Origin of the sequence: Bradyrhizobium pachyrhizi (genome assembly GCF_001189245.1) — a bacterium.
Lineage (GTDB): Bacteria > Pseudomonadota > Alphaproteobacteria > Rhizobiales > Xanthobacteraceae > Bradyrhizobium > Bradyrhizobium pachyrhizi.
The window spans coordinates 81233-106060 of sequence record NZ_LFIQ01000105.1; the positions used below are offsets into that span (position 1 = coordinate 81233).

At 63.0% G+C, this 24828-nt stretch carries 22 protein-coding genes and 1 pseudogene; 5 read left to right on the top strand and 18 right to left on the bottom strand.

Annotation, left to right across the window (positions count from 1 at the left end):
- Nucleotides 1-22: 22 nt before the first annotated feature.
- Genes AKL29_RS26445 through AKL29_RS26460 form a run of 4 tightly spaced genes read right to left on the bottom strand, consistent with a single transcriptional unit; the run spans nt 23 to nt 3880 of the window.
- On the bottom strand, nt 23-1246 hold the full coding sequence (locus AKL29_RS26445) for an ABC transporter substrate-binding protein (protein ID WP_028334211.1): 1224 nt from the start codon (nt 1244-1246) through the stop codon (nt 23-25).
- Nucleotides 1247-1273: 27 nt separating this feature from the next.
- Nucleotides 1274-2224, bottom strand: a complete 951-nt coding sequence (locus AKL29_RS26450) for a PDR/VanB family oxidoreductase (RefSeq protein WP_050386179.1) — start codon at nt 2222-2224, stop codon at nt 1274-1276.
- Entirely contained in the window at nt 2221-3540 is a 1320-nt protein-coding gene (locus tag AKL29_RS26455) for a Rieske 2Fe-2S domain-containing protein (RefSeq protein ID WP_050386180.1), read from the bottom strand. Before AKL29_RS26455 ends, AKL29_RS26450 begins: the two co-directional genes overlap by 4 nt.
- Nucleotides 3541-3553: 13 nt before the next feature.
- Nucleotides 3554-3880: a hypothetical protein gene (locus AKL29_RS26460; RefSeq protein ID WP_028334208.1), complete on the bottom strand. Its 327-nt coding sequence runs from the start codon at nt 3878-3880 to the stop codon at nt 3554-3556.
- A gap of 205 nt (nt 3881-4085) precedes the next feature.
- Between AKL29_RS26460 and AKL29_RS26465 the strand changes: the two genes are divergently transcribed.
- The gene (locus tag AKL29_RS26465) at nt 4086-4580 is read left to right on the top strand and encodes a MarR family winged helix-turn-helix transcriptional regulator (protein WP_050386181.1); all 495 of its coding nucleotides are present in this window, start codon (nt 4086-4088) and stop codon (nt 4578-4580) included.
- Between the two features lie 21 nt (nt 4581-4601).
- Here the strand turns inward: AKL29_RS26465 and AKL29_RS26470 are convergent, their stop codons facing one another.
- The 4 genes from AKL29_RS26470 to AKL29_RS26485 are packed head-to-tail and all read right to left on the bottom strand — an operon-like array spanning nt 4602 to nt 9793.
- Nucleotides 4602-5795: a CaiB/BaiF CoA transferase family protein gene (locus tag AKL29_RS26470; RefSeq protein WP_050386182.1), complete on the bottom strand. Its 1194-nt coding sequence runs from the start codon at nt 5793-5795 to the stop codon at nt 4602-4604.
- 10 nt (nt 5796-5805) lie between these two features.
- The gene (locus tag AKL29_RS26475) at nt 5806-8043 is read right to left on the bottom strand and encodes an acyl-CoA dehydrogenase family protein (RefSeq protein WP_050386183.1); all 2238 of its coding nucleotides are present in this window, start codon (nt 8041-8043) and stop codon (nt 5806-5808) included.
- A 14-nt stretch (nt 8044-8057) separates the two neighbouring features.
- A complete protein-coding gene (locus AKL29_RS26480; protein ID WP_244482432.1) occupies nt 8058-8867 on the bottom strand; it encodes an enoyl-CoA hydratase/isomerase family protein in 810 nt (269 codons plus the stop codon).
- Nucleotides 8868-8926: 59 nt separating this feature from the next.
- Nucleotides 8927-9793, bottom strand: a complete 867-nt coding sequence (locus tag AKL29_RS26485) for a FadR/GntR family transcriptional regulator (RefSeq protein WP_050386185.1) — start codon at nt 9791-9793, stop codon at nt 8927-8929.
- A gap of 83 nt (nt 9794-9876) precedes the next feature.
- Here AKL29_RS26485 and AKL29_RS26490 point away from each other — a divergent pair, with 83 nt between their 5' ends.
- A complete protein-coding gene (locus AKL29_RS26490; protein ID WP_050386186.1) occupies nt 9877-11016 on the top strand; it encodes an acyl-CoA dehydrogenase family protein in 1140 nt (379 codons plus the stop codon).
- Between the two features lie 56 nt (nt 11017-11072).
- Nucleotides 11073-12260: an ABC transporter substrate-binding protein gene (locus tag AKL29_RS26495; RefSeq protein WP_050386287.1), complete on the top strand. Its 1188-nt coding sequence runs from the start codon at nt 11073-11075 to the stop codon at nt 12258-12260.
- 319 nt (nt 12261-12579) lie between these two features.
- Here AKL29_RS26495 and AKL29_RS26500 read toward each other — a convergent pair whose 3' ends face one another.
- Genes AKL29_RS26500 through AKL29_RS26525 form a run of 6 tightly spaced genes read right to left on the bottom strand, consistent with a single transcriptional unit; the run spans nt 12580 to nt 19554 of the window.
- Entirely contained in the window at nt 12580-13476 is an 897-nt protein-coding gene (locus AKL29_RS26500) for an amidohydrolase family protein (RefSeq protein ID WP_082190716.1), read from the bottom strand.
- 2 nt (nt 13477-13478) lie between these two features.
- Nucleotides 13479-14609, bottom strand: a complete 1131-nt coding sequence (locus AKL29_RS26505; protein ID WP_050386188.1) for an Ldh family oxidoreductase — start codon at nt 14607-14609, stop codon at nt 13479-13481.
- Nucleotides 14610-14622: 13 nt separating this feature from the next.
- Nucleotides 14623-15537 (bottom strand): NAD(P)-binding domain-containing protein, encoded by a 915-nt coding sequence (locus AKL29_RS26510; protein ID WP_082190717.1) that lies wholly within the window; start codon nt 15535-15537, stop codon nt 14623-14625.
- Entirely contained in the window at nt 15510-16724 is a 1215-nt protein-coding gene (locus tag AKL29_RS26515; protein WP_050386190.1) for an ABC transporter substrate-binding protein, read from the bottom strand. The genes AKL29_RS26510 and AKL29_RS26515 overlap by 28 nt, the downstream gene beginning before the upstream one ends.
- Entirely contained in the window at nt 16721-18244 is a 1524-nt protein-coding gene (locus AKL29_RS26520; protein WP_063779947.1) for a class I adenylate-forming enzyme family protein, read from the bottom strand. The genes AKL29_RS26515 and AKL29_RS26520 overlap by 4 nt, the downstream gene beginning before the upstream one ends.
- On the bottom strand, nt 18241-19554 hold the full coding sequence (locus tag AKL29_RS26525; protein WP_244482434.1) for an acyl-CoA dehydrogenase family protein: 1314 nt from the start codon (nt 19552-19554) through the stop codon (nt 18241-18243). The genes AKL29_RS26520 and AKL29_RS26525 overlap by 4 nt, the downstream gene beginning before the upstream one ends.
- On the opposite strand from AKL29_RS26525, the gene AKL29_RS26530 reads away from it, so the two are divergent.
- On the top strand, nt 19535-20377 hold the full coding sequence (locus AKL29_RS26530) for an IclR family transcriptional regulator (protein ID WP_050386193.1): 843 nt from the start codon (nt 19535-19537) through the stop codon (nt 20375-20377). The genes AKL29_RS26525 and AKL29_RS26530 overlap by 20 nt on opposite strands.
- Before the next feature lie 118 nt (nt 20378-20495).
- Nucleotides 20496-21227, top strand: a complete 732-nt coding sequence (locus AKL29_RS26535) for an IclR family transcriptional regulator (protein WP_244482435.1) — start codon at nt 20496-20498, stop codon at nt 21225-21227.
- On the opposite strand, the gene AKL29_RS46360 is transcribed toward AKL29_RS26535, so the two are convergent.
- From AKL29_RS46360 to AKL29_RS26550, 4 genes and pseudogenes are all read right to left on the bottom strand, one after another.
- Entirely contained in the window at nt 21181-21480 is a 300-nt protein-coding gene (locus AKL29_RS46360; RefSeq protein WP_283809425.1) for an acyl-CoA dehydrogenase family protein, read from the bottom strand. The genes AKL29_RS26535 and AKL29_RS46360 overlap by 47 nt on opposite strands.
- Before the next feature lie 104 nt (nt 21481-21584).
- A pseudogene (locus AKL29_RS46485) lies at nt 21585-22316 on the bottom strand (acyl-CoA dehydrogenase family protein); the annotation flags it as partial.
- Between the two features lie 13 nt (nt 22317-22329).
- Nucleotides 22330-23529 carry an acyl-CoA dehydrogenase family protein gene (locus AKL29_RS26545; protein WP_283809426.1) on the bottom strand — a complete coding sequence of 400 codons (1200 nt, stop codon included), beginning with the start codon at nt 23527-23529 and terminating at the stop codon, nt 22330-22332.
- Nucleotides 23526-24722: a CaiB/BaiF CoA transferase family protein gene (locus AKL29_RS26550; RefSeq protein ID WP_050386196.1), complete on the bottom strand. Its 1197-nt coding sequence runs from the start codon at nt 24720-24722 to the stop codon at nt 23526-23528. Before AKL29_RS26550 ends, AKL29_RS26545 begins: the two co-directional genes overlap by 4 nt.
- Nucleotides 24723-24828: the final 106 nt, after the last annotated feature.

A 24828-nucleotide genomic window follows, 5' to 3' on the forward strand; every position in this document is an offset into this window, starting at 1 on the left:
GATCCGAGGACCGCGGCTGTCGTCAGTTGCTCTTCGGTGGCTCGACGAGCGGGCATCCACCCTGGTCGAGCGGCCGGAAGGCTTCCGGCCCGGACAACACGCCGACCTGCTCCAGCAGATCCCACTTGCTCTTCGACGCAGTCGGGCTCTTCACCTTCAGGATATACATGTTGTGAATGGCGCGGCCGTCGGCGCGCACCACGATCGGCCCGAACAAGGCGTCGTCGATCGGCGTCTCCTTCAACTTCTGGATCACGGCCGGCGCGTCATTGGTTCCTGCCGCCAACGCCGCGTTGAGATAGGCCAGCACGGACGAATAGACGCCGGCATGGAAGGCAGTCGGCGATTGCCCATGCTGCCGCTCGCCGAATCTGGCCGACCATGCGCGGCTGGCATCGTTGAGGTCCCAGTAGAACGGCTGGGTGATGATCAGCCCCTCGCCGACCGCGAGGCCGCTCGACTCGACATCGTTGGTGGTGGTCAGCAGCGCCGCGAAGGTACGCCCACTCTGCTTTAGTCCGAACTCGGCGGACTGCTTGATCAGGCTGACGGTGTCGCCGCCGGCGGTCGCGAACGCGATCACATCGGCGCCCGAGCCTTCTGCCTGTAGGATGAACGACGCGTAGTCCGCATTATTGATCGGCACGTTGACCGATCCGAGAACGGTGCCGCCGCCGGCGCCGATCACCGCCGTCCCATCGCGCACCATCGACTTGCCGAGCGCATTGTCGGTGGCGATGAAGTACCATTTCTTGCCACCGTGACGCACGAGATAGGCGCCGATGGTGTGCGAGGCCGCCCAGGTGTCGAAGGTCCATTGAATCGTATTGGGTGAGCAGTATTTTCCGGTCAGGTCGGAAGACGCCGCACTCGACGCGATCAGCGCCGCCTTGGTGCCGCGCACGACCTCGTTGACGGCGAGCCCGACGGCCGAGTTCGGCACATCAGCGACTGCATCGACCTTCTCCTGATCGATCCAGCGGCGCGCGATTGCGGCGCCGACATCGGCCTTGTTCTGGTGATCGGCCGAGACGATCTCGACCTTGAAATCCGGATGAAGCCGCATGAAGTCCTCGGTCGCCATTTTGGCCGCCGTCACCGAACCTCCGCCGGCGTTGTCCGAATAAGGGCCGGACGCGTCGTTGAGCACACCGATCTTGAGGGAGCGCGCAGCGTCCGCCGACGCGGGCGCACTGGCGCAAGCGGCCAGGAGGGCTATTCCGACAATACGCGAAAGATACTTCATTGTTTCCACCCGTCGTATGTTGTTGTCTTAGAGATCGAGCACGAGCGTGCGGGACTTGGCGCCCGAGCAGCAGATCATGACGCTCTTGTTCGCCGCCTGCTCTTCCTCGCTCAGAAACTGGTCGCGATGATCGGGTATGCCCTCGAGCACGCGCGTCTCGCAGGTGCCACAGACCCCCTCGGTGCAGGCGTAGTTCGCGGCTATCCCGGCATCCAGCAGCGCATCGAGGATGGTCTTCCCGGCCTCGACCGCGATGGTGCGGTTGCTTCGCGTCAGCTTGACGTCGAAGCCGCCCTCGGTGGCCGGGGCTTCCCGCGCCTTGAAATATTCGACATGCACGCGATCGGCCAGACGATCGGCCGTCGCCGCCTCGAACGCCTCGAGCATGGGCAGCGGACCGCAACAATAAAGATGCGCGTGAGCCGGCGCGTTCCTGACGATCGCCGGCAGATCGAAAACCCGTCCCGATCGCTCGTCGTCGAAATCGACATGGACCCTCGATCGATACGTGCCGAGTTCGTCGAGAAATGCGGCAGCGGCGCGCGTCCTTGCGGCGTAGAACAGGTCCCATCGGCATCCGAGCGCTTCCAGGCGCCGGATCATTGACAGCAGCGGCGTGATGCCGATACCGCCAGCGATCAGGACCGAATGCTCAGCCTCTTCCTGAAGTGCGAAGTTGTTGCGCGGCCCGGAGATCGCGATGATGTCCCCGACCCTGACAGCGTCGTGAATGAAGCTGGAGCCGCCGCGGCTCCCGGCATCCTTGTTGACCGCGATGACGTAGCGATGCCGCTCGCACTGATGGTTCACCAGCGAGTAGCTGCGGATCATGCCGTTCGGCAGATGCAGGTCGATATGGCTGCCGGCTGTGAACGGGGCCAGCTCGCTGCCCGTCCGCGCGATCAGCTCGTAGGAGTGGATCCGCTCGGCCTCGTAGCCAATGCGCTTGACCAGAACCTCCCGGTTGGATGCGCTCACAGCTCGTACCCGAAATCGGCACCGAGCTTCGCCCGCATGAACGGTGCGCCGACATCGACCCAGGAATCCTCCGGCGGCAGCCGCAGCGACACCGCCCGCACCATGAACACGTCGGGGTCCAACACACCCTTCGGCTTGATCGCGTGATCGCGATAGGCGCCGAGCGCCTCCAGGATGAAGCGCCGCGTCATCGCGATGCCGGTATCGCTCGAACAGAGCGTCTCCCTGGTGCGATCGAAAATCGGCGAGACGCCACTCTGGCACGCACCGTCCTGCACCCAGAGCCCCGGCAGGCCCGAGAACCAGGTGGTCCGCTGAGCCTCGTAGTCGAACTGGAAACCTTTCTGCGGGTTGTATCTCGTCCAGTAGCCGGCATACGGCACCGTCACCGGGTGCTGCACGAGCGCGTGGCGGCTGGCGTGGCCACTCTCGCGGCCCTTGTGTCCTTCTGCAAAGACCTGCCGCGTCTTCTCCAGCAGCGGCTCCGACGGATGATAGGAGAACATGATACAGAGCGTGTTCTCGTCATCGATGGGCACCCAGGCATGCCCGCTCAGATCCGGGAACGGAGACAGCGGGGGCACCAGCGTATAGAACGGCAGAAGGAACTGGTTGACCCGCCAATACAACGTGTTGGCATCGTAATTCCGCCGCGCGGCGATGCTCATGCCGAAATCCTGCTTGATGCATTCGAAGGTCGGGCGCAGGTCGCGCTTCTGGATCCAGGCGCTCGTCGTGCCCTGCGCATCCAGCCGTCCATGAAGCAGCGGCGCGTGCGCCGAATCGATCTCGCCCTCGACCGCCTGCAGCCAATTGCACTCCTGGACGCGAACCGAGATGTGCACCTGCTCGGCCGGCACGAGATTCCATTCGAGGTTCGGCAACGCCGGAAGCTCGGCCTGGTCCGGACCCATATAGGTCCAGATCATCCCGTTGCGCTCCTTGCAGGGATAGGCCTTGATCCGCACCCGCTCCTTGAGGCGGCTGCGCACCGGCTCTGCCGGCATGTCAGTCACGGCACCGGTGACGTCGAATTTCCAGCCGTGATAGACGCAGCGCAGCCCGCAATCCTCGTTTCTTGCGAAGATCAGCGGTGCGCCGCGATGCGGGCAGGCCTGGTCGACCAATCCGACGCGGCCCTCGGTGTCGCGGAAGGCGACCAGATCCTCGCCCAGCAGCCGGATGCGCTTCGGTTGCCCGTCCTTGCTGAGATCCGCCGACGGCAGAAATGGAATCCAGTAAAGGCGAAAGAGGTCGCCGAGCGGCGTGCCCTTGCCGACCCTCACCAGGCGTTCATTGTCTTCGCGCGAGAGCATGGGTTTGCCTCCTTCAATTGCGTGTGGCCGGGCCCGTCGCGCCGCCGAGAAGCGTGGCGACACGGTCAGACAGTCCAAGATCCTGAGCGGTCCAAAGCGGATCGGATGCGGTGAGCGGCTTGCGTGGGATCGGAGGCTGCTTGCCCTCCTCCACTAGGCGGACGATCAATTCGATGCGGCGCCGCTCGAGCTCGCGCAGAGCCTCCTCGACGACGGAGGCTTCCGCCGTGCACCCCGGCAGCTCCGGATAGGCAAGTCGAACCCGCCACTGCCCCGGCTCGGTTTCGACCGCCTCGGCCTCAAGCAGATAGGGGATCGACAGCAGCTCACGCAGGTCCAAGTTCAACCTCCCTGAACGATGTCTACGCATCGCGTTTGATACGTATACGTACTACATAGCCGGAGGGCTGGCAAGAGCCGAGGGCGCGATCCATCGCGCGCGGAACAGACTTGGACCGCGGTTTGCCACAGGGTTGAGGACGTCAGGCCAAGCTGCTAACGGCTAAGGCGAATTCGAAACATCGCAGCTGGGATTCAACGACGGCATGGCAGCCGACAAGGGTATGAAGACGAACTCGGCCACAGACATCGCGCGCGACTGGCAACTCGAAGGCGGCGTCGGATTTCTGCTGCGGCTGCTGGAGGCCCGCTACGACGGCCTCTACCAAAGCATGACGCGCCAGAGCGATATCACGCCGCGGCAGTTCGGCGTGCTGATGGCGCTGTATCAGTTGGGGCCCCTCACCCCCTCCGTGCTGGCGGAGCGGATCAGTTGCGACCGCAACACGCTGAGCGAAATGCTCAAGCGCATGGTCGCGCGCCGGCTGGTCTCAAAGAAGGACAATCCGGACGACCGCCGCTCGCTCCAGGTGCAGATCACCGCCAAGGGAGAGGAAGCGCTTCTGGCCGTCATTCCGGCCGCCGCTGAGCTGCAAAACATCATGCTGGCTCCGCTGCGCAAGGAAGACCGCGCGCATTTCCTGAAATGTCTACTTGCGATCGCGAAGGCTCCGCCGCCAGACGCTCCGGCCGATACCTGAGGTCGCCGACGCGCGGCCCTCCTAGGCCGGCGCCTTTCCAAATGTGCCGGCGGCAGCAAGTGCAGCGATTGCGTCGGGCGACAATTCCAGGATCCGCGACAACACATCATCCCGCTGCGCGCCGATCCCGGGAACGCGGCTTCCCATCGGCGTATCGGCCCCGGACATCTGCCATGGCGCATTGACGCCGACGAAGTCGCCGGCGCCATCCGAGACCGTCCCGAACACACCGCGCTGGCGCAAATGGTCATCGGTCAGCGCCGCGCCCGGCGTCCGGTAATCGGCGCAAGGAACGCCGGCGCGATCCAGCGCCGCGATGCATTCAGCGACAGTGTGGCGCTCCGTCCATTTCTCGATCACCTGCATCATGGCGGTCCAATTGGCGCCGCGCGCCGGAATGGTCGAAAAGCGGGGGTCGTTCACCAGCTCTTCCTGCCCAGTCACCTCGCACAGCGCCGCGAAATTACGCGGCGTGACCGGGGCGATCAGGATATCGCCGTCGCGCGTGCGGACCGGCCCATAGGTCGGGCGCGGCGCACGGATCGGGAATTGCGCTTCCTGAAGTTCATAGACCAGCAGATTCAGCATGCAGTCCATCAAGGCTACATCGACGCGCTGTCCTTTCCCGGTGCGCGTACGCTGGACCATCGCGGTCTGGATCGCGGAATAGCCGAAGATACCGCCGAGGATATCGGCCACAAAAATAGCGCCCGGCGCGGGACGCTCCCGGTCGCCGGCATAGCGCATCAGGGAGTGATCGAATCCACTCTCGGCATGCACGATCATCGCATAAGCCGCGCGCTCGGCGGCTGGGCCTGACTGGCCATAACCCGAGATCGAGCAATAGATGAGGCGCGGGTTGATCTCGCGAAGCGTCTCGTAGCCAAGGCCGAGGCGGTCCATCACGCCAGGGCGGAAATTCTCGACGAGAATGTCCGCCTCCGCGACCATGCGATGTACGAGCCTGATGGCGTCGGCATTCTTCAGGTCCAGCGCCAGGCTACGCTTTCCGGCATTGAGCTGGCCGAAATAGGTGCTGTGGCCTTCGCGCAGCGGCGTTCGCAACCGCATATCGTCGCCTTCCGGAGGCTCGATCTTGATGACCTCGGCGCCGACGTCGGCGAGCAGCCGCGCGCAATAGGGCCCCGCCACCATGATCGAGAAATCGAGCACGCGCACGCCGGCGAGCGGCGCCCTGTCGCCATCCTTCTGCATCCGATCTCTCCTATCTCGGCATCCCGAGCGCGCGTTGCGCGATCAGACTGCGCTGAATCTCATTGGTCCCGATGCTGATGACCCACATCAGCGAATGCCGCAGGTTTTGCTCAAAGCGGCCGTTGTCGATCGCGCCCGGCATCTGCTCGGACAGCGCGGCGCGCATGCCAAGGATGTCGAGCGCAGCCTCGCCGAAGCGCTCCATCAGCTCACCGGAAAACACCTTGCTGATCGCGCCATATTCCGGCGGCGTCATGCCGTCGGCGGCAAGTTCGGCGCAATGCATCATCAAGAGCCGGCCGATCTCGATCTCTGACGCCAGGGTCGCCATCCTGTCGCGGATCATTGGATCATCAGCGAGAGACCGATCACCTTGCTTCGCCATTACATGCAAACGCAGCTGCTCGAAGGCGTGCGCGACCTTCAGGACGATCCCGCCACCGACCAGCCCGCGCTCGAAGGCCAGCGCGCCGGTCAACACTTTCCAACCGCCATTGACCCCGCCAACCAGGTTCTCGGAGGGGATGCGGACATTATCGTAGAAGATGTTGGCAAACGTGCCATCATACATGGTAGCAGACGGACGGACCGTGATGCCCGGCGAATCCATCGGCACGATGAACATGCTGATGCCCGCGTGCGGCGGCTTCGTGTCCTTGTCGGTCCGCGCGGCGAGGAACATGTATTTGCCCCACCAGGTGGTGGTCCAGATCTTCTGGCCGTTGATCACCCAGTGATCGCCGTCCCTGGCCGCACTGGTGCGCAGCGCCGCAAGGTCCGACCCTGCCTGCGGCTCGCTGTAGCCCATACCGTGCATCGCTTCGCCACGCAGGATTTCCGGAAGGTATTTCTGCTGCTGCGCTGCCGTGCCAAACATCATCAGCGCATTGGCCTGGATCGCCGCGCCGATTCGCGGCGCCTCGCCCCGCTCCATCGTCTCCATGAAGGCGATCTGCTCCAGCGGCGATCGCGCCTGGCCGCCGAATTGCTTTGGCCATCCAAGGCCGATCCATCCGGTCTCACCGATGTCGCGGGCGAAGCCGGCATCGAACTCACGCTTGGCGAACGGCCTTACGTCGAACGCTTGCTTCGTATCTCCAGTCCAGTTTTGCTCGAGCCAGAGCCGGATCTGATCACGAAACGCATTCCCAGCCGACCCGAGGTCATATTGCGGCAGCCCGACGCCGCCCGCATCCAGCAGCCGCGCTGCCAGCCCGCTCTTGGCATCCGAGGCGCCGCCGAGCGCAACCGTATCGAGATGCACGCGCTTGAAGTGGATCGGCGCCTCGTGCTCTTCGGCATAGCCGATGGCACCGAACGTATGCTGGATCTCCAGCGACACCTGCCGCAGCGCATGACCGGAGAACGCCGATGCGCAATCGGCGAAGTAGCGCCAGCCGCCCTCGCCGCCATCATGCAGTCTGGCGGCATGGTCGAGGATCAACCTGACGCCTTCTAGCGCGATCAGGCAGTCGGCCAGCTTGTGCTGGATGGCCTGGAACCTGCCGATCGGCTGCCCGAACTGGTGCCGCTCCTTGGCATAGTCCACGGCGAGCTCAAAGGCACGCCGCGCCGCGCCGTGAGCGCGCGCGGTCAACATCGCTCTGCCCTTGATACGGAGATGGTCGAGATCGACCGTCCCTGCGGGAATGCGCGTGAGCGGCGCTTCGTTCAGCCGGACCTCATAGAGCCCCCACGCTCCCATCGCGCGAGTTGCGACGCACTCGACACCGGGACCACCAAGATTGATCAGCGCAAGTTGGGCCTGGTCTAGAACGACCAGAAGATGCGTCGCGCCTCCGGCAGCCTCGACAAAACGAAGCGTGCCCTTTGCCTTGAGGTCCGCGACCTCAACCGCTCCTGTGCCGGCGTCCGGATCCAGCGCGCCGAATGAGAAGGCAACGGTCGCCTTCGCGGACTGCAGCCGATCCAGCAGATCCACTGCGACATCGACCTGCGATCCGGAGATCGCAAGATTGGCGAGCGCCGCAGACCACATCGGCGCCGGACAGCCGGCCCGGCCGAGTTCCGCCATGACGATGAGGATTTCGGCGAGCCCGCCTTCGCCGCTCTCCGCACCAAGCGCGGCGACGCCCAGCCCAACGAGCTTGCGCCAGATCGCCGACACCTCTTCCGGCGAGGACGGCGCGGCTAAACCGAGTGGACGCCAATGCTCGTCCAGGAAACCGCGCAAGGAATCGCGCAGCACTCCTGCGACATCGTCATTCGACGCTTCGATCGCCGCCATGGTGAAGCCCCGCGCTATGCCTGGCCGAACCTGGGCTTCCGCTTCTCCTTGAACGACATAGTCGCTTCCTTGTGGTCGGCAGTCTCGAACGTCACCTGCTCCAGCGCCATCGACGCCTCCAGCAGCATGTTGACCCGCTCCTTGACGATCTGGTTGATCGACAGCTTGGTCCAGCGAATGGCCCAGGTCGGACCGTTCGCGAGCTCGACCGCGATCGCGCGGGCCTTGGCCAACACCTCCGCGCGCGGCGCGACATGATTGACCAGCCCGATCCGCTCCGCCTCATTTCCCTTCAGGAGTGTGCCGCGGATCAGGAATTCCTTGGCCTTGTTGATGCCGATCAGCAGCGGCCAGATCACGGTGCCGCCATCGCCCGCGACCAGGCCGACGCGCGAGACATGGGTGTCGCCGATCCGCGCGTCTTCCGCCATCACCGTGATGTCGCAAAGCAGCGCATGGGTAGCCGCAAGGCCGATGGCGTCGCCATTGATCGCCGCGATGATGGGCTTGTCGAGCTCGAGCTGGCGGGTGACTCCGCGGCGGCTAATCATGGGATCATGTACCTCGCCCTCTTCGAGCACATCGCCGCCAGGCCGCTCGGACATCGCCTTGACGTCGCCACCAACGCTGAAGAAGTCGCCGGCGCCGGTCAGCACCACAGCATTAACGGCATGATCGTCGGCGAGGTCGTCCCAGATCGTGCGCAACTCCCGGATCAGCTTCTGATTGATGGCATTGCGCGCCTGCGGGCGGTTCAAGGTCACGGTCGCGACCTTGTCCGCGACCTCGACCGTCAGGCATTCATACTTGGCGTAATTGGACACGTTTGCCTCCATTGTTTCGCTGTTTGAGTTGTTGATTATTGGCAACTCAGGCGCGCGCGCTAGCGGCGCATCCCGGGCTGCACATCCGCCAATGCGACGTGAAGCGACATGGCGCCCGGATCCTGCTCGAGCATGCGTTGCACGGATTCCAGATGCGATCGCAGCAATCGGCTTGCCAGATCGACGTTCCGTTCGCTGAGCGCCGCCAGGAATTGCCGCCGCTTTTCCGCCAGCCGCGCCATCGCGACCCCGCTCGAGGCGACCTTGGCGTAGACGAAGCGCATGTGGATCTCAGTCACCGAGTCCACGATCATCGCAATCACCTTGTTGCCGGTCGAGGCCGCCAGCAGCTTGTAGAACTCGCGCGAACATTCGACCCGGTCGAGCAGCCGGCCCTCCTTCGTCGCAAGCTCCGTCCGCTCGATATTGGCTTCCAATGCATCGAGATCGGCCCGGCGGGCATTGGCACAAGCCAGCTGCACCACGAGGTCGAGGACGTGGACCCGCGCCTCCGACAATTCCCGCACCGAAATCGTGCCGAGGCTCAGCATGTCGCGCATGACCTCGTTCATGCGGCGGGTGTCGCCCTGCTGGATGAAGGCGCCGCCCTTGACGCCCTTCTGCAGCCGGAGCACGCCGGCCATTTCCAGGCTGCGCAGCGCTTCCCGCAGCACGTTGCGACTGACCCCGAGCTGTTGCGCAAGTTCGCGCTCGGCCGGCAGCTTGTCGCCGGGCTTCAGCACGCCGAGCGCCAGTTGCTCGCGAATGCGCTCGCAGATCTCCTCGAATGTCCGTCTGGTGTGAATTGGCTTGAATGTCGGCGCGGCCGGGGGGCCGACCGCACGATGATCGGAGACCCGCTCCCGGCGGCTCGGCGAGGCGGCACGGGAGCGCTGCGGCGCGCGAGGGCTTGACTTGGTGCTCATGCGGTGGATTATTAAATGGATCACCCATTCAATGGAAGCCCCTTTTTTGGGCTTTCCGCAAAGAAAACAAACCGGGAGTTCGTATGAGTTTTTCCGAGGAGCAGGTCGCGTTCCGCGACAACGTGCGCAGGATGGTCGCGAGGCACGTGGCGCCGATCGCCGCCGAGATCGACGAAACCGACCGCTTCCCGCTCGAGCTGGTCAAGCTGTTCGGCGAGATGGGGCTGATGCAGCTCTGGGTGCCGGAACGCTATGGCGGCCCGAACGGCAACCTGACCATGGCCTGCATCGCGCGCGAGGAGATCTCGAAGGTCTCGCCCGCCTGCGCATCGATCGCGGCACTCAACACCATGTTCATCATGCCGCTAATGCATTTCGGCTCGGAGGAGCAGCGCAAGAAATATCTGCCGATCATCGCCGAGGGCGGCGTGGTCACGGCGATCGCAATCTCGGAGCCGCAGGCCGGCTCAGATGTCGCCGCGCTGAATACCCGCGCCCGCAAGGACGGAGAAAGCTATGTGCTGAATGGCCGCAAGCAGTGGTGCAGCTATGGTGTCGCCGCCGACTACATCGTGGTCATGGCGCGAACCAGTGACGGCGCCGGTGCGGACGGCATCAGCGCCTTCATCGTCGAGCCGAAGAAAATGCCGGGCATCACGTTCGGGCGCCACGAGCGCAAGATGGGCTTCCGCGGCGCGCCCAACACGCCGATCTTCTTCGACAATGTCCGGGTCCCCGCCGAAAACCTTGTCGGTGAGGAAGGCAGGGGCTTTCGCGCATCGATGCGCGCGCTCGACCTCAACCGGCCGACCATCGGCGCGCAATCCGTTGGTCTCGCCCAAGGCGCACTGGATGCGTGCGTCGCTTACGCCAAGGAGCGCAAGCAATTCAAAAAGCCGATCGCCGAATTCCAGGGCGTGCAGTTCATGCTCGCCGACATGGCCATGCAGATCGAGGCGGCCCGCGCACTGGTCTACGAATGTGCCCGCGCCGGCGATGCCGGCGACTGGAAGCGGCTCAACGTGCTTGCCAGCATGGCCAAATGCGTCGGCAGCGACATGGCGATGAAGGTGACGACCGACGCGGTCCAGATCTTCGGCGGCTATGGCTACACGATGGACTATCCGGTCGAACGCATGATGCGCGATGCCAAGCTGACCCAGATTTTTGAAGGCACCAACCAGATCCAGCGCGTGGTGATCGCCCGCGAGCTGCTGCGATAGTGCAGATCGATTTCAAGAAGATACAATTACCGGGAGGAACGACCTTGAACCATATCATGAACCAGGCGCTGATAGCCGGCGCGCTGTCGGCACTTCTGGCGGTACCTGCCTATGCTCAGAAAGCCTACGGTCCCGGTGCCAGCGATACCGAGATCAAGCTCGGCCAATCGACGCCGCTGAGTGGCCCCGCATCCGCGTTCGGCGCGGGCGCCGGGCGGGCGGTGGTCGGCTACTTTGAGATGCTGAACGCCAAAGGCGGCATCAACGGCCGCAAGATCAACTTCACGCAGCTCGACAATGCCTACAGCGCGCCGAAAGCGGTCGAACAATCACGCAAGCTGATCGAGGACGTCGGCATATTGGCCGAGGTCGGCACGATCGGTACCGCGCCCAACGTCGCGATCCAGAAGTACCTGAACGCCAAGCAGGTGCCGCAACTCTTCATCACCGCCGGCGGACGCCGCTTCAACGATCCCTGGACTATCCCGCTCTATCCCGACTTCGAAACCGAAGGCCGCGTCGTCGCCAAGTACATCCTGACGGCAAAGCCGGACGCCAGGATCGGCGTCCTCTATCAGAATGACGACTATGGCAAGGACTACCTCAAGGGTCTCCGCGCCGGCCTCGGTCCGAAGGCCGAGTTGATCGTTGCCCAGGCTTCCTACGAGCTCGCCGATCCGACGATCGACTCGCAGATCGTCCAGCTGAAGGCCGCCGGTGTCGACACCCTGATCGAGCAGTCGTCGTCGAAGGCAGCCGCGCAATCGATCCGCAAGGTTTACGAGCTCGGCTGGAAGCCGCTGCACGTGATCGGCGGCTCGACCGCATCGGTCGAAACTATCCTGAAGCCCGCAGGCCTCGAAGCATCGAAAAGGCTGGTCACAACGCAATTCCTCAAGCAACCGGGCGACCCAGCCTGGGCCAATGATGAGGAAGTCAAGGCCTACAAGGAGTTCTTGAAGGCGTATGCACCTTCAGCCAATCCGGACGATTATTCTGTGCTCGTTGCCTATATGAACGTGCACGCCGTGGAGCTGGCTCTGCGCAAATGCGGCGACGACCTGACCCGCGAGAACCTCATGAAGCAGGCGACCTCGCTCAATGGCGAGCGATTGCCGATGATGCTCCCAGGCGTCGCGATCAGCACCCGGCCCGGAGACTACACGCCCTTCAGAACTCTGCGGATTGCGACATTTGACGGAGAAAGCTGGTCCTTGACCGGCGCCCCTCTATCGGCCGACTAGACCACACTGTCGGCGAGAGCCACCAAGGCTCTCGCTAGGTCAGGACAACAGCCGGGCCCGGTTAGAGCTGCCCGAGCAGCCATGTTCCATCACCGGAAGGCACTGGTGGTGGTGGGGGGCCGGCGAGTCTGCACAGAGCGTTATCTCTGGAACCTCAGCGGCGGCGCCAATGCGTCACCGGGCCGGACGTCAGGGTCGGGCCCAAAACCTTGTCGGAGTGAGGCACGCAGCAAAAAGTGTGATGGCCATTGATTGCCGGCTCCAGATCCCACTCGAAAAGAGCATAAGCCCTTTTCCAGGTGGGAAATCAGGCGCGGGACTAGGTGGCGACGGGAACCCCGTAGAACTTAGCTGGGTTAGACACCAGTATCTTGTGCTGCTGCTGAACATCAGCGGTATACTTGGCGAGCCCATCGAGGATCTCGCCGACATCCGGGACAGTGGCAGCGTCGTAGAGACCGACATGGGGCCAGTCACTTCCCCACACCATCCGATCGGGCGCGGCATCGATCAATGCTTCGGCAAACGGAACGACGTCGCGGAACGGATAGGATTGCGCCGAAAGTCTGAAGCCGCCGGACAGCTTCACGTAGCAGCTTGAGTTTCGGACAATGCGGAGCACCGCCTGGAATTCGGGGCTGTTAAGGCCGTTTGCCGCGGCGCACCACCCCATGTGATCGATGATGAAGGGTGCCCGCAGTCGAAGCAGTCGATCGACGATTTCGGGATAAGTCTCGCCGCGGGTCGCGACCTGAACGTGCCAGCCAACTTCCGCGCAGCGGTCCGCCAGGACTTCGAGATTCTGCAGGCCGACACCGCCACCGACGATATCGAGAATGCGGATACCGCGCACGCCGGCATCCTTGAGCTCGGCGATCTCTTTGTCGGAGATATCGGGGTCGATCACGGCGACCCCACACAGCCTGTCGGGGTATTCGCGCAATGCCTTGACGAGCAGACGGTTATCGGTTCCGTGCACCGACACCTGCACGACGACACCATACTGCATGCCGACCCTGTCGAGCATCGCGACGAAATCGGCAGGCGATGCCGGCGGTGGATTGAAGTGTCTGCCTGATACGAAAGGATAGTCGACTGCGGGACCGATAACGTGGGCATGCGTCTCCCACGCGCCAGCCGGAACCTTGATCCTCTCCGGAGCTGAAGCCAGTCGCGGAGGGAGACAGTCCTTAATGACACCGTCGAAATGAAGCATCGTCACTGGACCTTTGAATCGAGAATGAAATCGACGGCCGCGCTCGTTGCGACGGCCTTCACTTCATCCAGAAACGCATCGTTGAGTGGAATGCCGGTCTTCAGCCGCTCCGCTCTGCGCGCGAATTCCGGCTCACCGGCGACGATCACTGGGCTGCCCGGATCGACGGCAGGCGTCGCGCGAAGGTGATCTAGGATGTCGCTGACGTCGTCCTCGAATAACCCGCCGGCGCGGAAGAAATCCGGATCCAGCGCAAGGAAGAAATGACCGATATTGTCGGGCGTGCCCGGCTTCGCATCCCGGCTGCGAAACGGCGAGAACGAGCCGCCCGCCAGCGTGCTGCCGAGCAATTGCGCCATCACGGCAAGACCGTAGCCCTTATGGGTGCCGGTTTCGCGGGTGCCGCCCATCGGCATCAATCCGCCGACGTCGCTCTCCATGCAGGTCCGGAAGCCTTCCGTGGCGTCGGTGACCGGCTTTCCGGAGCCGTCGACCACCCAGCCGACCGGAAGCGGCGTCTGATGATATGCGTAGACCTTGACCTTGTTGGCGGCGACCGCGGAGGTCGACATGTCTAGAAGAAACGGATCCCCCCTGCCGGCCGGCGCTGCGAACGCAATCGGGTTGGTGCCGAGCACGGGCGTCGTGCCGCCGGTCGGGAGCACTGCAACGGTACGAGCCGACGACGTGACAAGTGCGATGACACCCTGGCGCGCCGCCATCTCGGCATAGAGCCCGGTCGCTCCAAAGTGATGCGAATTGACGACCGAGACGGCACCGATGCCAATCGCCTTGCACTTGGTGACCGCGAGGTTCATCGCCTCGACCGCGACGGGATGGCCGAGGCCCGCATCGCCGTCCATGAGAGCCGTGGCGGCATTCTCCTTCACGATCCGCGGCTGCGGCGTCATGTTGAGTCCGCCGGCGCGCCGCATCTTGTCATAGAGAGGGAGCATGGACGCGCCGTGAGATTCGATGCCGCGCAGATCGGTTTCGACCAATAGATCCGCGATCACGTTGACCTTGTCCGGCGTCATCCCCCATGCCGACAACACAAGTTCGATCTGCCTCTTCAAAAGCGCGGGCGTGACGTAGACCAGCCGCTCCTTCGCATCCATCTCCTCCGAATCCATCGGCGAATGTCCTTCAGCTCTTGTTCTTATGTGTGCTGGCTCGTTCGGCGGCCAGAAGCCATTGCAGGGCCGCTGGAGCATCCAGCCCCGTCATCGCCCCACCCTGCCGGACCAGGTCCGTTGTGTGGCGATAGCGATCGATGGTCGCGCGGGTGGTCAGGCTCCTGAGCCCGAGCGACTTCAACTGCGTTTCCGCCAGCTCCATCTCCACCAGCCGCCGGCCGGCGTGGGGAGGATGCGTCCTCAGATACATGTCGATGTGGTCGCGCAATGGACGCTGATCGAAATCGCCGAGCAGTTCGATCAGGTCCTGACGCAAGCCGAGTGCCTCCGCGGCCAGCATCGACTCCACGACCAGCGCATCGAGGCCTTTGGCAAACAGGCTCCGGAGCAGCTTCAGGCTCGATGCATCGCCAACCGCGGAGCCGTCGCGGGCCGATACGGAAAAGCCGAGCGCATTCATCGCCTCCGCGAAGTCCGTTGCCTTCTCCCCTGACGCCAGCAAGGGCGTCCGGATGCCGTGCAGGCTGACGGCGCCCATGATCGCCACATCGACGAACCGCGCACGGTTCGCACCGAGCATTTCGGCGGCCGCAATCACCTGTGGCGGATCGGCGGCGGTCAGGTCGGCAAGGATCGCCTGCTCCCGTAGTACCGGTGCGATTGTTTTGACCACGTCGCGCAGCCCATCGCCGGTGATCGTCAGCAGCACGACGTCGGCCGTGCTCGCCGCGCGCGCGACATCCTCGTCGACGTCGATGCCGAGCTTCTTCGCCGAGGCCGTCGCGCGCGGCGATGCACGCGAGGCAACCTTCAGCTCGACACCGCGATCGAGCAATGCGCTCGCAAAGCTGGTGCCGACCTCACCGAGACCGACGAGTGCAATCGAGGGTGTGCCGGTCATCGTGACGCTTTGACGAGCGGGCATTCGCTTTCATTCAGCGGCCGGAACGCCTGGTCGCCGGGGATCGTATCGATGGTCCGGAAGTAATCCCATGGCTCCTTCGATTCCTTTGGCGACTTGACCTGGAAGATCTGCACCGGATGCGTCATACGTCCATCGGCGCGGACCACGCCATCGCCAAGCAGCGGGTCCTTGACCGGGACCGATTTCAGATATTCGACCACCTTGCGGCCATCGGTGCTGCCGACTTTCTCGACGGCGCCGAGATAGGCCAGCACCGAGGAGTAAACGCCGCCCTGAAGCGCATCGGGGTGAATCCCCTTGTTGCGCTTGGCGAGCTCGGTCGCGAAGGCTCGCGTCGTCTCGTCCTTGGTCCAGTTCATGCTGCCAGCGGCGAGCAGACCCTGCGTAGCGTCAAGGCCCGCCGCGTGTACGACGGCAAGATTGAACTGCGGCGCGACAATCTTGTACTTGTCCGACGTGATCCCGAACTCGCGTGCCTGCTTGATCGCGTTCGAGAGATCGGCTCCGCCGCTGGCCAGCACGATGACGTCCGCACCGGACGACTGCGCCGTAAGAAGATAAGAGCTGAAGTCCGACGTGTTGAGCGGATGACGCACGGAGCCCAGCACGGTACCACCAGCTGCCTTGACGAACTTCGTGACGTTCTCCTCAAGGCTGTGCCCGAACGCATAGTCGACCGTGACGAAGAACCACTTCTTTCCGCCCTGATGCATCACACTCTTGACCAGCGCATTGGCGTTTCCATAGGAGTCCCAGGTCCAGTGGATCGTGTTGGGCGAGCACTTGGAGCCGGTCAGGTCGGTCGCGCCGACGCCAGACGGAACCATCACCCGGTCGAATTCCTTCGTGATCTCGACGGCGCCGAGTGCGACGGCCGAGTTGGCGAAGTCGAATACCGCATCGACGTCGTCGACCTGATACCAGCGACGCAGGATACCAAGGCCGACGTCGGCCTTGTTCTGGTGGTCGGCAAACACGAGTTCGACCGGACGGCCGTTGACCTTGCCGCCAAACTTCTCGATCGCCATCTTGGCTGCCTCGACCGATCCATTTCCGGTCAGATCGGAGAACACCCCGGTCATGTCGGTCAGGACACCGATCTTCACCGTCCCCGATTTGTCTCCGGCCCAGGCACCGGTCGCCAGACAGCAAGCCAGTACACCAAGTACCCTCGCAAGCCCTTTCATTTCAAATTCCTCCTGTTTTCATTATTGGTGAGATCGGTGACCCGATCATCGATGTATTGGAGTTCGCGACGCAGAATCTTCTCTGTCTGGGTGCGCGGTATCGCGAGAACTCGCTCGACGAACCGAGGCAGCATGTATGTCGGCACCTGATCGGCAAGCCGCCCGCGCACGTCGCGCAGATCGAAATCGCAGTCCGTCACGACTACCGCCTTGACCTCTTCGCCCATGATGGGATCCGCAACGCCTACGATCGCGCAATCCCGGACCCCGGGCAGCTTCAGCAAACGGCCCTCGAGCTCCTGCGGCGAGATCATCTCTCCACCACGCCGAATGAGCTCTTTCGTACGTCCATGAAAATATAGATATCCGTCGGAATCGAAGCTGCCGACATCGCCGGTGTGAAACCAGAAGTTCCGGCTCGCCTTCGCTAACTCGTCCGGCTTGTTGTAGTAACCGAGCAGGATTCGGTTCGGTTCGAGCGGCCGAACCACTATCTCGCCGCGCTCGCCGGTCGGGAGCGGATTGTCATCCGGGTCGACGATCTGGACCTGCATGTCCGGCCGCACCCGGCCGTTGGCGCCGAGCTTGTGGTCCCCAGCCGTACTTCCGGATACCCAACCTCCGACCTCGGTCATGCCGTAGAGTTCGTGCACCTTGAAACCGAAGCGGTCCTCGATGGTGCGGGCGAGTTCGGCTGTCGTACCGCCTCCGATCGTAAAGCGCATCATGTGGTCGCGCATCGGTACGGAATAGCGTGCCGCCAGGATCGCGAGTACCGTGCCGACGAACGTGCAACCGGTCGCCTCCACGGCCTTCGCATCCTCGAAGAACGAAGTCGCCGAAAACCGCCGCCGCAGGCCGAGCGATGCGCCCACCGTCAACGCCGACATAACCGCATAGGTCTGTGGATTCGTGTGATATAGCGGCAGATAGACGAAGATGCGGTCCTCCGCGGTCAGTTCGAGGATGCGGGCCGACTGCACTCCAGTCGCCGCGTAACCGCCATGCGCACATATCACGCCCTTCGGACGCCCGGTCGTTCCCGACGTATACAGGATCGTACAGGCATCATGCGGCGCGATGTCGGCGACCTCGCTCTCGGGAAGAGCGGCAAGCTCCAGAAGAAACTTTTCGTCGTCGATCGCGACAACGGGAAGCTCGGCCCGGCCGTCACGAAGATCACCACGCCTCGAGCCCAGCCAATTCTCATCGGCCATGATCAGCCTGGAATCGGATTGCGCCACCAGATAGTCGATGCTGTCGCCCTTCAACTGGTCGTTCAGGCACACGGCAACGGCACCGGCCGCATTGATACCGAACCACGCGACCAGGAACGCGGCGGAGTTCCCCGAGATAAGAGCAACATGATCGCCCTTTCCGATGCTGCGCCCTTGCAGCAGTCGCGCGCATCTGAGCGATAGCGAATGGATTTCCGCAAACGAATACGATCGCTCCGCAGTGACCACAAACGGCTTTTGTGGCGTGACTGATGCCCAGTGTGCCAGGCGTTCCAGGATCATAGCTCGGCCGCGTAGCTGACGACACACTTGGCCAAGGCGTTCTTCAGCACTTCGGAGGAGCCGCCGCCTATCTCATAGGTCTTGGCATCGCGCATGAAGCGGCCGAACGGCGCGTTCACCATCGTGCCGTAGGCGCCGCAGATCTGGACGCAGCGCGCCGCGACCTCGGTTGCTACCTCCGAAGCGAACAGCTTCGCGGCACTGGCCCGACGGATGACGTCGTCATGGTTGTCCAGCGCCCGCGCCGCCTCGTAAACCAACAGGCGCGCGGCATCGATCTTCGCCAGCATGTCCGCGAAGTACCATTGGATACCCTGAAAATTGACAACCTTCTGGTCGAACGCGGTGCGATCGCGCGCGAACACAAGGGCTGCGTCAAACGCGGCCCTTGCAATACCGACCGAAATGCCCGCGGCAAGTGTGCGCGAATAGTCGAGCGTCGTCACCGCCTGCCGGACGCCTTTGCCCTCCTGCCCGACCAGGTGATCCAGCGGAAGCCGCACGTCCTGCAGCCGAACGTTGACATGCGGGCCGTTGCGCAGACCGAAGGTTGCGGAGTTCTCTCCGACATATGTAGAGACCCCGGCGCATTCGCGCGGGACGACAAAGACTGATACGCCGATATCTGTCTGTGCAAGGATCACAAACACTTCGGCGCGTGAGCCGGACGTGATAAACGACTTCTCGCCGTTCAGAACCCAGGCGTCGCCGTCCCTGTGCGCCTTGGTATCGAGCCTGCGAATATCGCTGCCATGCGAGGCTTCAGTCAGGGCGTAGGAAGCGATCAGCCCCTCCGCGAATTGCGGCAGATAGCGCTGTTTGAGGCTCTCCGAGCCGAACGTGTTTAGCATCGTCTGCGCCTGGAAGATCGTGATCAGACAGATCGCGACGGCGGCGCTTCCGCAGCCGATCTCCTCGCAGGCGGCTACGCTATGGGCGTAGCCCAGCTCGCGGCCGCCGAATTTCTTTGGCAGCGAGATCGCGTTGCAGCCAAGCTTTGCAAGATCGCGAACGATCTCGGCTGGGTACAGGTCCTTGGCGTCGATCTCATTGGCCAGCGGCACGATGCGGTGCTTCACGAACCGCCGCACCTCGTCCACGAACCCGACCTCGACCGCCGGCTGCCACATGGTGTTCGGCAAGCCTTCCATCGCGTTTCCTTCGCATTTGTTTTCGCCGAGAGAACAACGCAGATTGTCTTGATCGTCAATAAGATATTTAATATCATATATATGATTAAATGGAGGAAACATGCCACGATCACGATCCGGCAAGTCCTTGGGAATCAGTGTGAAGTCGTCACTGCGCACGTTGCAGATTCTGGAGTACATCGATTCCAGACAGCGGGCCGTGACCATCGCGGAACTGTCGGCAAGTCTCGCATTTCCCCAGTCGAGCACGTCGACGATCGTACAGAGCATGATCAATGCCGGTTATCTCGTCGTTGATCATGATAGTCGGGGAATCCTTCCCAGCAGCCGGGTGGCGGCGTTGGGCAACTGGGTCGAGCCGAGCGTCTCGCGCGCGGACGTTAGATCGCTGATGGTCGCGGTTGGTGAACGCACCAGCCAGACGATCCTGCTCGGCGTCCCGTCTGATCTGTGTGTGCGCTACATCGACGTGATTCCCGGTCGTCACGCGATGCGCCTCGACATCCCGGTGGGATCGCGGCTGCCACTGATGGAAGCCGGCATGGGGCGACTGCTGCTCTCGGAGATGCCAGACCAGACGGTCGAGGAGCTTTGGCAACAGACGAAACGACGCGTCAAGGACGAAGGAGCACAAGGCATCCGCCCCTCCGACGTTTCCAATCTATGGAATGCGAATCCATTCGTCTCGCCGCTTCCCGAAATTATGGAAGAGCTGAAGCAAATCCGACGGACCGGGTTTGCGATTTCGCTGGGGCGGATCTCGCTCGGCGCCGGCATTGTCTGCGTTGCGATGCCGCGCGGACCGCTTGAGCAACCTATCGGACTTGGAATCGGCGGTCTGTCCGAACTGATTTCACGCGACGCCCAGCAGATATTGTCTGTAGTGCGCGATGCGGCCAGCGAATCGGGGATCGCCTTGAAAATGCGCAGCGGGACGACGCGGACATCTGAACAAGAGAAGACCAGGCGTCTGCGAAAATAGCAGGATCAGTCGTCGTACAATGCCCACACGAAGAACCAAAATCTCCGCAGACAGTCAAATCACGGAAGCCACGAGCTATGGCCCTCCCGCAGCGGGCTCGGTCAAGTCGGCGGGACGCGTGCTTCGGATTCTTGAGTTCTTCGACGAAATTCAGCGCGACGCGCGGGTTGCCGAAGTGGCCGAACGCCTTGCGTTTCCGCAATCATCGACCTCCATCCTCCTCAACTGCCTGGTCGAGCTAGGTTACATGGACTATTTGCCGGAGAGCCGCAGCTTCCTGCCCTCACCGCGTGTCACCCTGCTCGGGACCTGGCTGGACAAGGGCCCGGTCAGAAACGGCAGCCTGATCAGGATGCTTGAAGAGCTGTCCCACAAGACCGGCGACACGGTGATCATCGCCGCGCGCAACGGCATCTTCGCGCAGTATATCCACGTGCTGCAGGCGAGGTCCGCGATGCGCTTCCACGTTCCGCCGGGATCCCGGCGGCTGGTGGTCTGGTCGGCGACCGGCTTTTCGCTGCTGACTGCATGTAACGACAGAGAGATCCGCGGCCTCTGCACGCGCACGAACGCGGAAGCAGCGCTCGGCATTCCGCGTATCGACACCAATCAGGTGGTCGAGAATGTCGGTCGCACGCGGCGTGATGGCTACTTCTTCTCGGCAGGACTGGTGACGCCGGGCGCAGGGTCGATTGCCATTCCCCTGCCCGAAGGCATCGACGGATGGAACAGAGCGCTCGCCGTTGCAGTGTCAGGTCCTCTGCAGGACATGACACGACGTCGAGCCGAGATCGTCGCACTGCTCAATGATGTCGTGCAGCGCTATCTCCGGCCAGCTCCGTCGGCCTAGGCGCGGCGCCGACAGCTTCCTGCCGGTCGACCAGCAGCGGCCAGAAGCCTTCTCCGCCGCGCGCGCAGATTACCCGGCCAATTTTTTCCTGCCACCACGGTTCGGCGCCCCATTCGTCGCGCCATGACCACAACCGGCGAGTGGCATAATGCAGCGGGTGCTCCTGCGTAAATCCCATGGCGCCGTGCACCTGATGGCATATGGCGGCAACCTGTCCGGCGGCCTCGCCGCAACGGGACTTTGCGATCGCCACGGCAAACGCATTGTCGCCGAGCAGCGGTACCTCGGAGAGCGCGTCGCCGCCGCGGACGCTGCCGCGAAATGCCCGGCAGCAATCGCCAACATGTGCTGAACGGCCTGGAACTTGCTGATCGGACGGCCAAACTGGACACGTTCATTGGCATAGGCCAAAGCATAGTCCATGCAGCGCTCCATCCCTCCGATCATTTGTTGCACCCGGATGGCCGCGCCGAATGGCATCAAACCCTCTGCGGCGAGGCAGGAGGATGCCGGCGACACGTCGTTCGATGAAAGGTGCAAGCCGTCGAAGTCGATGTCTTCGCGTGGCTCGCAAGCGACGTTCCGTCGCGCCTTGGTCGAGTTGATCTTTGCGGTGGGCACGCGGCAGAGGAACGCCTTTCCGGATGCGTCGCGAGCGAATACCAGCGCGTGCAACGCCTGCTTGCCCCATGGAACGTGGCGCGCGGTGCCATGGAGTGTCGCGCCCCTGGCGCCCGCTACGAGCGTGATGCGATCCAGCGGATTGACCGGCGCAAGCGTCACGGCTCCTTTGATGACCTCCCCGCCGGCATCCGTCCACAGAGCATTGGCCATGATGGTTTCCGCGAGCGGCAGCGGCACCGAATGAAATGCGGACCTACGGATCAGGCTCGCAGCCACGCTCGAAGCCAGTCCGCCCCCGCCCTTCGCATCCGGCACGAGGGCGAGTGGCAGGCCGGCATCGTCCAGAGCGCCCCACAGCGACCCCGGCCAATGACCTGCATCGGCCTCCAGCAGGATCTGCTTGTCGATATGTTGCTGAAACAGGCGGTCTGCCTGCTCGAGTACGATAGCTGACATGTCTTCCATGACGCGCTCCTTCTCACCGCAATCCGAGACTGCGGGCAATCATCCCGCGCAGGATTTCCGGCGTTCCCCCCCGAATGGTGAAGGACGGGGCGTGTAGCAGCACGTGCGCCAGTCCTTGCGAGTATTCGTCCTCATCGTCGAGGCTCGCCTCCATCGGCAGGAGCTTCCGCACGATCTCCGGGACCTCGCGTTCGAATGCCGTGCCGACGTCCTTGACAAGCGCGGCTTCCGTGACCGGGCTCCCGCCCTGCTCCAGAAGCCCGGCGATCGAGGACGACATTCGCCGCAGCGTAGCGAAGTGAACCGCCAGCCGACCGATCTCGACGGCCTGGCGTTCATTCGGTTCGTGTCCCACCTTGTTGATCAGTTCGACGAGCAGGCGGATATCGGACATGAAGCGGTCCGGACCGGCCCGTTCGAACGCCAACTCGCCGGTGACACGCGTCCAGCCTTCACCCGGCTTACCGATCATCATGTCGTCCGGAACGAAGCAGTCCTTGAAGAAAACCTCGTTGAACTCGTGTCCGCCCGACAGGTTCATGATCGGCCTGATCTCGATACCCTTCGACGTCGTATCCACGATGAACTGGGACAAGCCGGCATGGCGATCCTGGCCGGTTGGCTCGGTGCGGACCAGCACAATCAGGTAGTGGACGCGGTGTGCGTTCGATGTCCAGATCTTGGCGCCGTTGATTACCCAGCCGTCTTCGACCCGATCTGCCCTGGTTCGAGCGGCCGCGAGGTCCGAGCCGGAGTCGGGCTCGCTCATGCCAATGCCGAAATAGCACTCGCCCGACGCGATTCTGGGCAGGATCAATTCCTTCGCACGTTCGCTGCCATGCTTGAGGATCTGAGGACCCGACTGCCGATCGGCGATCCAGTGTGCTCCGCCTGGTGCCCCGGCTGCCAGCATCTCCTCGGCGACGACGAAACGCTCGAGGTTGGAATACTCGCCGCCGCCATATTGCCTCGGCCAGGTCATGCCGATGAAGCCCGCCTTCGCTGCGCGCCGGCTGAATTCCGGATCGAATGTGGACCACGACGTCCGGTGTGCGGCATAGCGTCGATTGGCCCGTTCATCCTCAAGGAACACGCGAACCTTGCGCCGCATCGCATCGGCTTCCGGCGGAAGCGTCAGGGATTCGAACCGAAATGCGCGCAATTGAACCTCCTTCAGATTATCTCGCTTAGCGCAACGCGCCTGGCGTCTCACTTGCTCCTGACGCTGTTGGCGGACGCCTGCGCAGCGTCCATTCGGATCTCTGCCAGGATCTCGGCCGTATGCTCGCCCAGGCGAGGCGCATGCCGGCGAAGGCGGAACGGTGCTGAGCTAAAGGACACCGGTGCCCGGATCGATTTGTACGCGCCTTCCGACGGATGTTCGGCGCGCGCGAACATTCCGACGGCCCTCATGTGCTCGTCATCGGGCAAGTCGGCGAGGCCGAGCACAGGCATGCAGGGAATGCTGACGTCATCGCAAAACGCAACCCATGCGGCGGTGGAGCGCCTGGGAGCCTCTTGTTCGATAATCTCGTAAAGCGTCTCCAGATGAGACGCCCGCTCGACCAGCGGGAAGAAACGGACGTCCGATTTCAGCTCGGGACGCCCGATAAAATCGAAGAAATCGCGCCAGTTCCGATCCGAGTAGGGAAGGATGCACATGTAACCGTCGCCGGTCCGAAACGGCTTCCGCCGCGGGCTGACGACACGGCTATAGCCGGGACTTCCAAGCGAGGGCTCGAAGGCAAAGCCGAGCAGATGCTCGATATAGGCGAATTCCGCCGTGGTCTCGAACATCGGCACCTCGATGGCCTGGCCGCCGCCGCCGCGCTCACGCTGGAACAAGGCCGCCATCACCGAATAGGCGACTGCCTGCCCCGATAGCTTGTCGCACAGCACGGTCGGCATGAATGCCGGCTCGCCTCGCGCGGCAAGGTGCAGCGCGGCAAGGCCGGAGCCCGCCTGGATGATGTCGTCATAAGCGGCCTTGTCGCGATAAGGTCCCTTCTCGCTGAAACCGTAAGCGCCGCAATAAATGATATCCGGCTTGATCACACGAACCGCCTGATAGCCAAGTCCGAGCTTATCGATCGCCCTGGGACGGAGCGAGTGCACGAAGACATCGGCCGTCGCAATCAGCTTGTGCAGTGCAGCCATTCCCGATGGCTGCTTCAAGTCAAGCACGACGCTACGCTTGTTGCGGTTGAGATGGAGAAAGCCGCCGGCCATGCCCTCGCTGCGATTGGGACGGTAGGTGCGAAAGGAATCGCCTTCCTCGCTCTCGATCTTGATCACGTCCGCACCGAGATCGGCCATGATGTGGGTCGCAAACGGCCCCATGATCACATTGGTCAGGTCGATGACGCGGATTCCGCCCAACGGGCCATCTGCAGGGGTCGTGTCCATCCCGAAACTCTCTCATTCAGTTGGCCGCGTCTACCGGCACGCCACGCGGGATGTCCAACTTCTACGTGATCGCAGAACGATCAATACGCTTCGGCGTGATCCAGGC

Bases quoted from the DNA above. Each gene is read 5' to 3' on its own strand.
- AKL29_RS26500 (WP_082190716.1), bottom strand. From the start codon at position 13,476: ATGCTTCATTTCGACGGTGTCATTAAGGACTGTCTCCCTCCGCGACTG.
- AKL29_RS26550 (WP_050386196.1), bottom strand. From the start codon at position 24,722: ATGGACACGACCCCTGCAGATGGCCCGTTGGGCGGAATCCGCGTCATC.
- AKL29_RS26505 (WP_050386188.1), bottom strand. From the start codon at position 14,609: ATGGATTCGGAGGAGATGGATGCGAAGGAGCGGCTGGTCTACGTCACG.
- AKL29_RS26470 (WP_050386182.1), bottom strand. From the start codon at position 5,795: ATGCAGAAGGATGGCGACAGGGCGCCGCTCGCCGGCGTGCGCGTGCTC.
- AKL29_RS26510 (WP_082190717.1), bottom strand. From the start codon at position 15,537: ATGCCCGCTCGTCAAAGCGTCACGATGACCGGCACACCCTCGATTGCA.
- AKL29_RS26455 (WP_050386180.1), bottom strand. From the start codon at position 3,540: ATGCTCTCGCGCGAAGACAATGAACGCCTGGTGAGGGTCGGCAAGGGC.
- AKL29_RS26495 (WP_050386287.1), top strand. From the start codon at position 11,073: ATGAACCAGGCGCTGATAGCCGGCGCGCTGTCGGCACTTCTGGCGGTA.
- AKL29_RS26475 (WP_050386183.1), bottom strand. From the start codon at position 8,043: ATGGCGGCGATCGAAGCGTCGAATGACGATGTCGCAGGAGTGCTGCGC.
- AKL29_RS26515 (WP_050386190.1), bottom strand. From the start codon at position 16,724: ATGAAAGGGCTTGCGAGGGTACTTGGTGTACTGGCTTGCTGTCTGGCG.
- AKL29_RS26485 (WP_050386185.1), bottom strand. From the start codon at position 9,793: ATGAGCACCAAGTCAAGCCCTCGCGCGCCGCAGCGCTCCCGTGCCGCC.
- AKL29_RS26490 (WP_050386186.1), top strand. From the start codon at position 9,877: ATGAGTTTTTCCGAGGAGCAGGTCGCGTTCCGCGACAACGTGCGCAGG.
- AKL29_RS26445 (WP_028334211.1), bottom strand. From the start codon at position 1,246: ATGAAGTATCTTTCGCGTATTGTCGGAATAGCCCTCCTGGCCGCTTGC.
- AKL29_RS26520 (WP_063779947.1), bottom strand. From the start codon at position 18,244: ATGATCCTGGAACGCCTGGCACACTGGGCATCAGTCACGCCACAAAAG.
- AKL29_RS26465 (WP_050386181.1), top strand. From the start codon at position 4,086: ATGGCAGCCGACAAGGGTATGAAGACGAACTCGGCCACAGACATCGCG.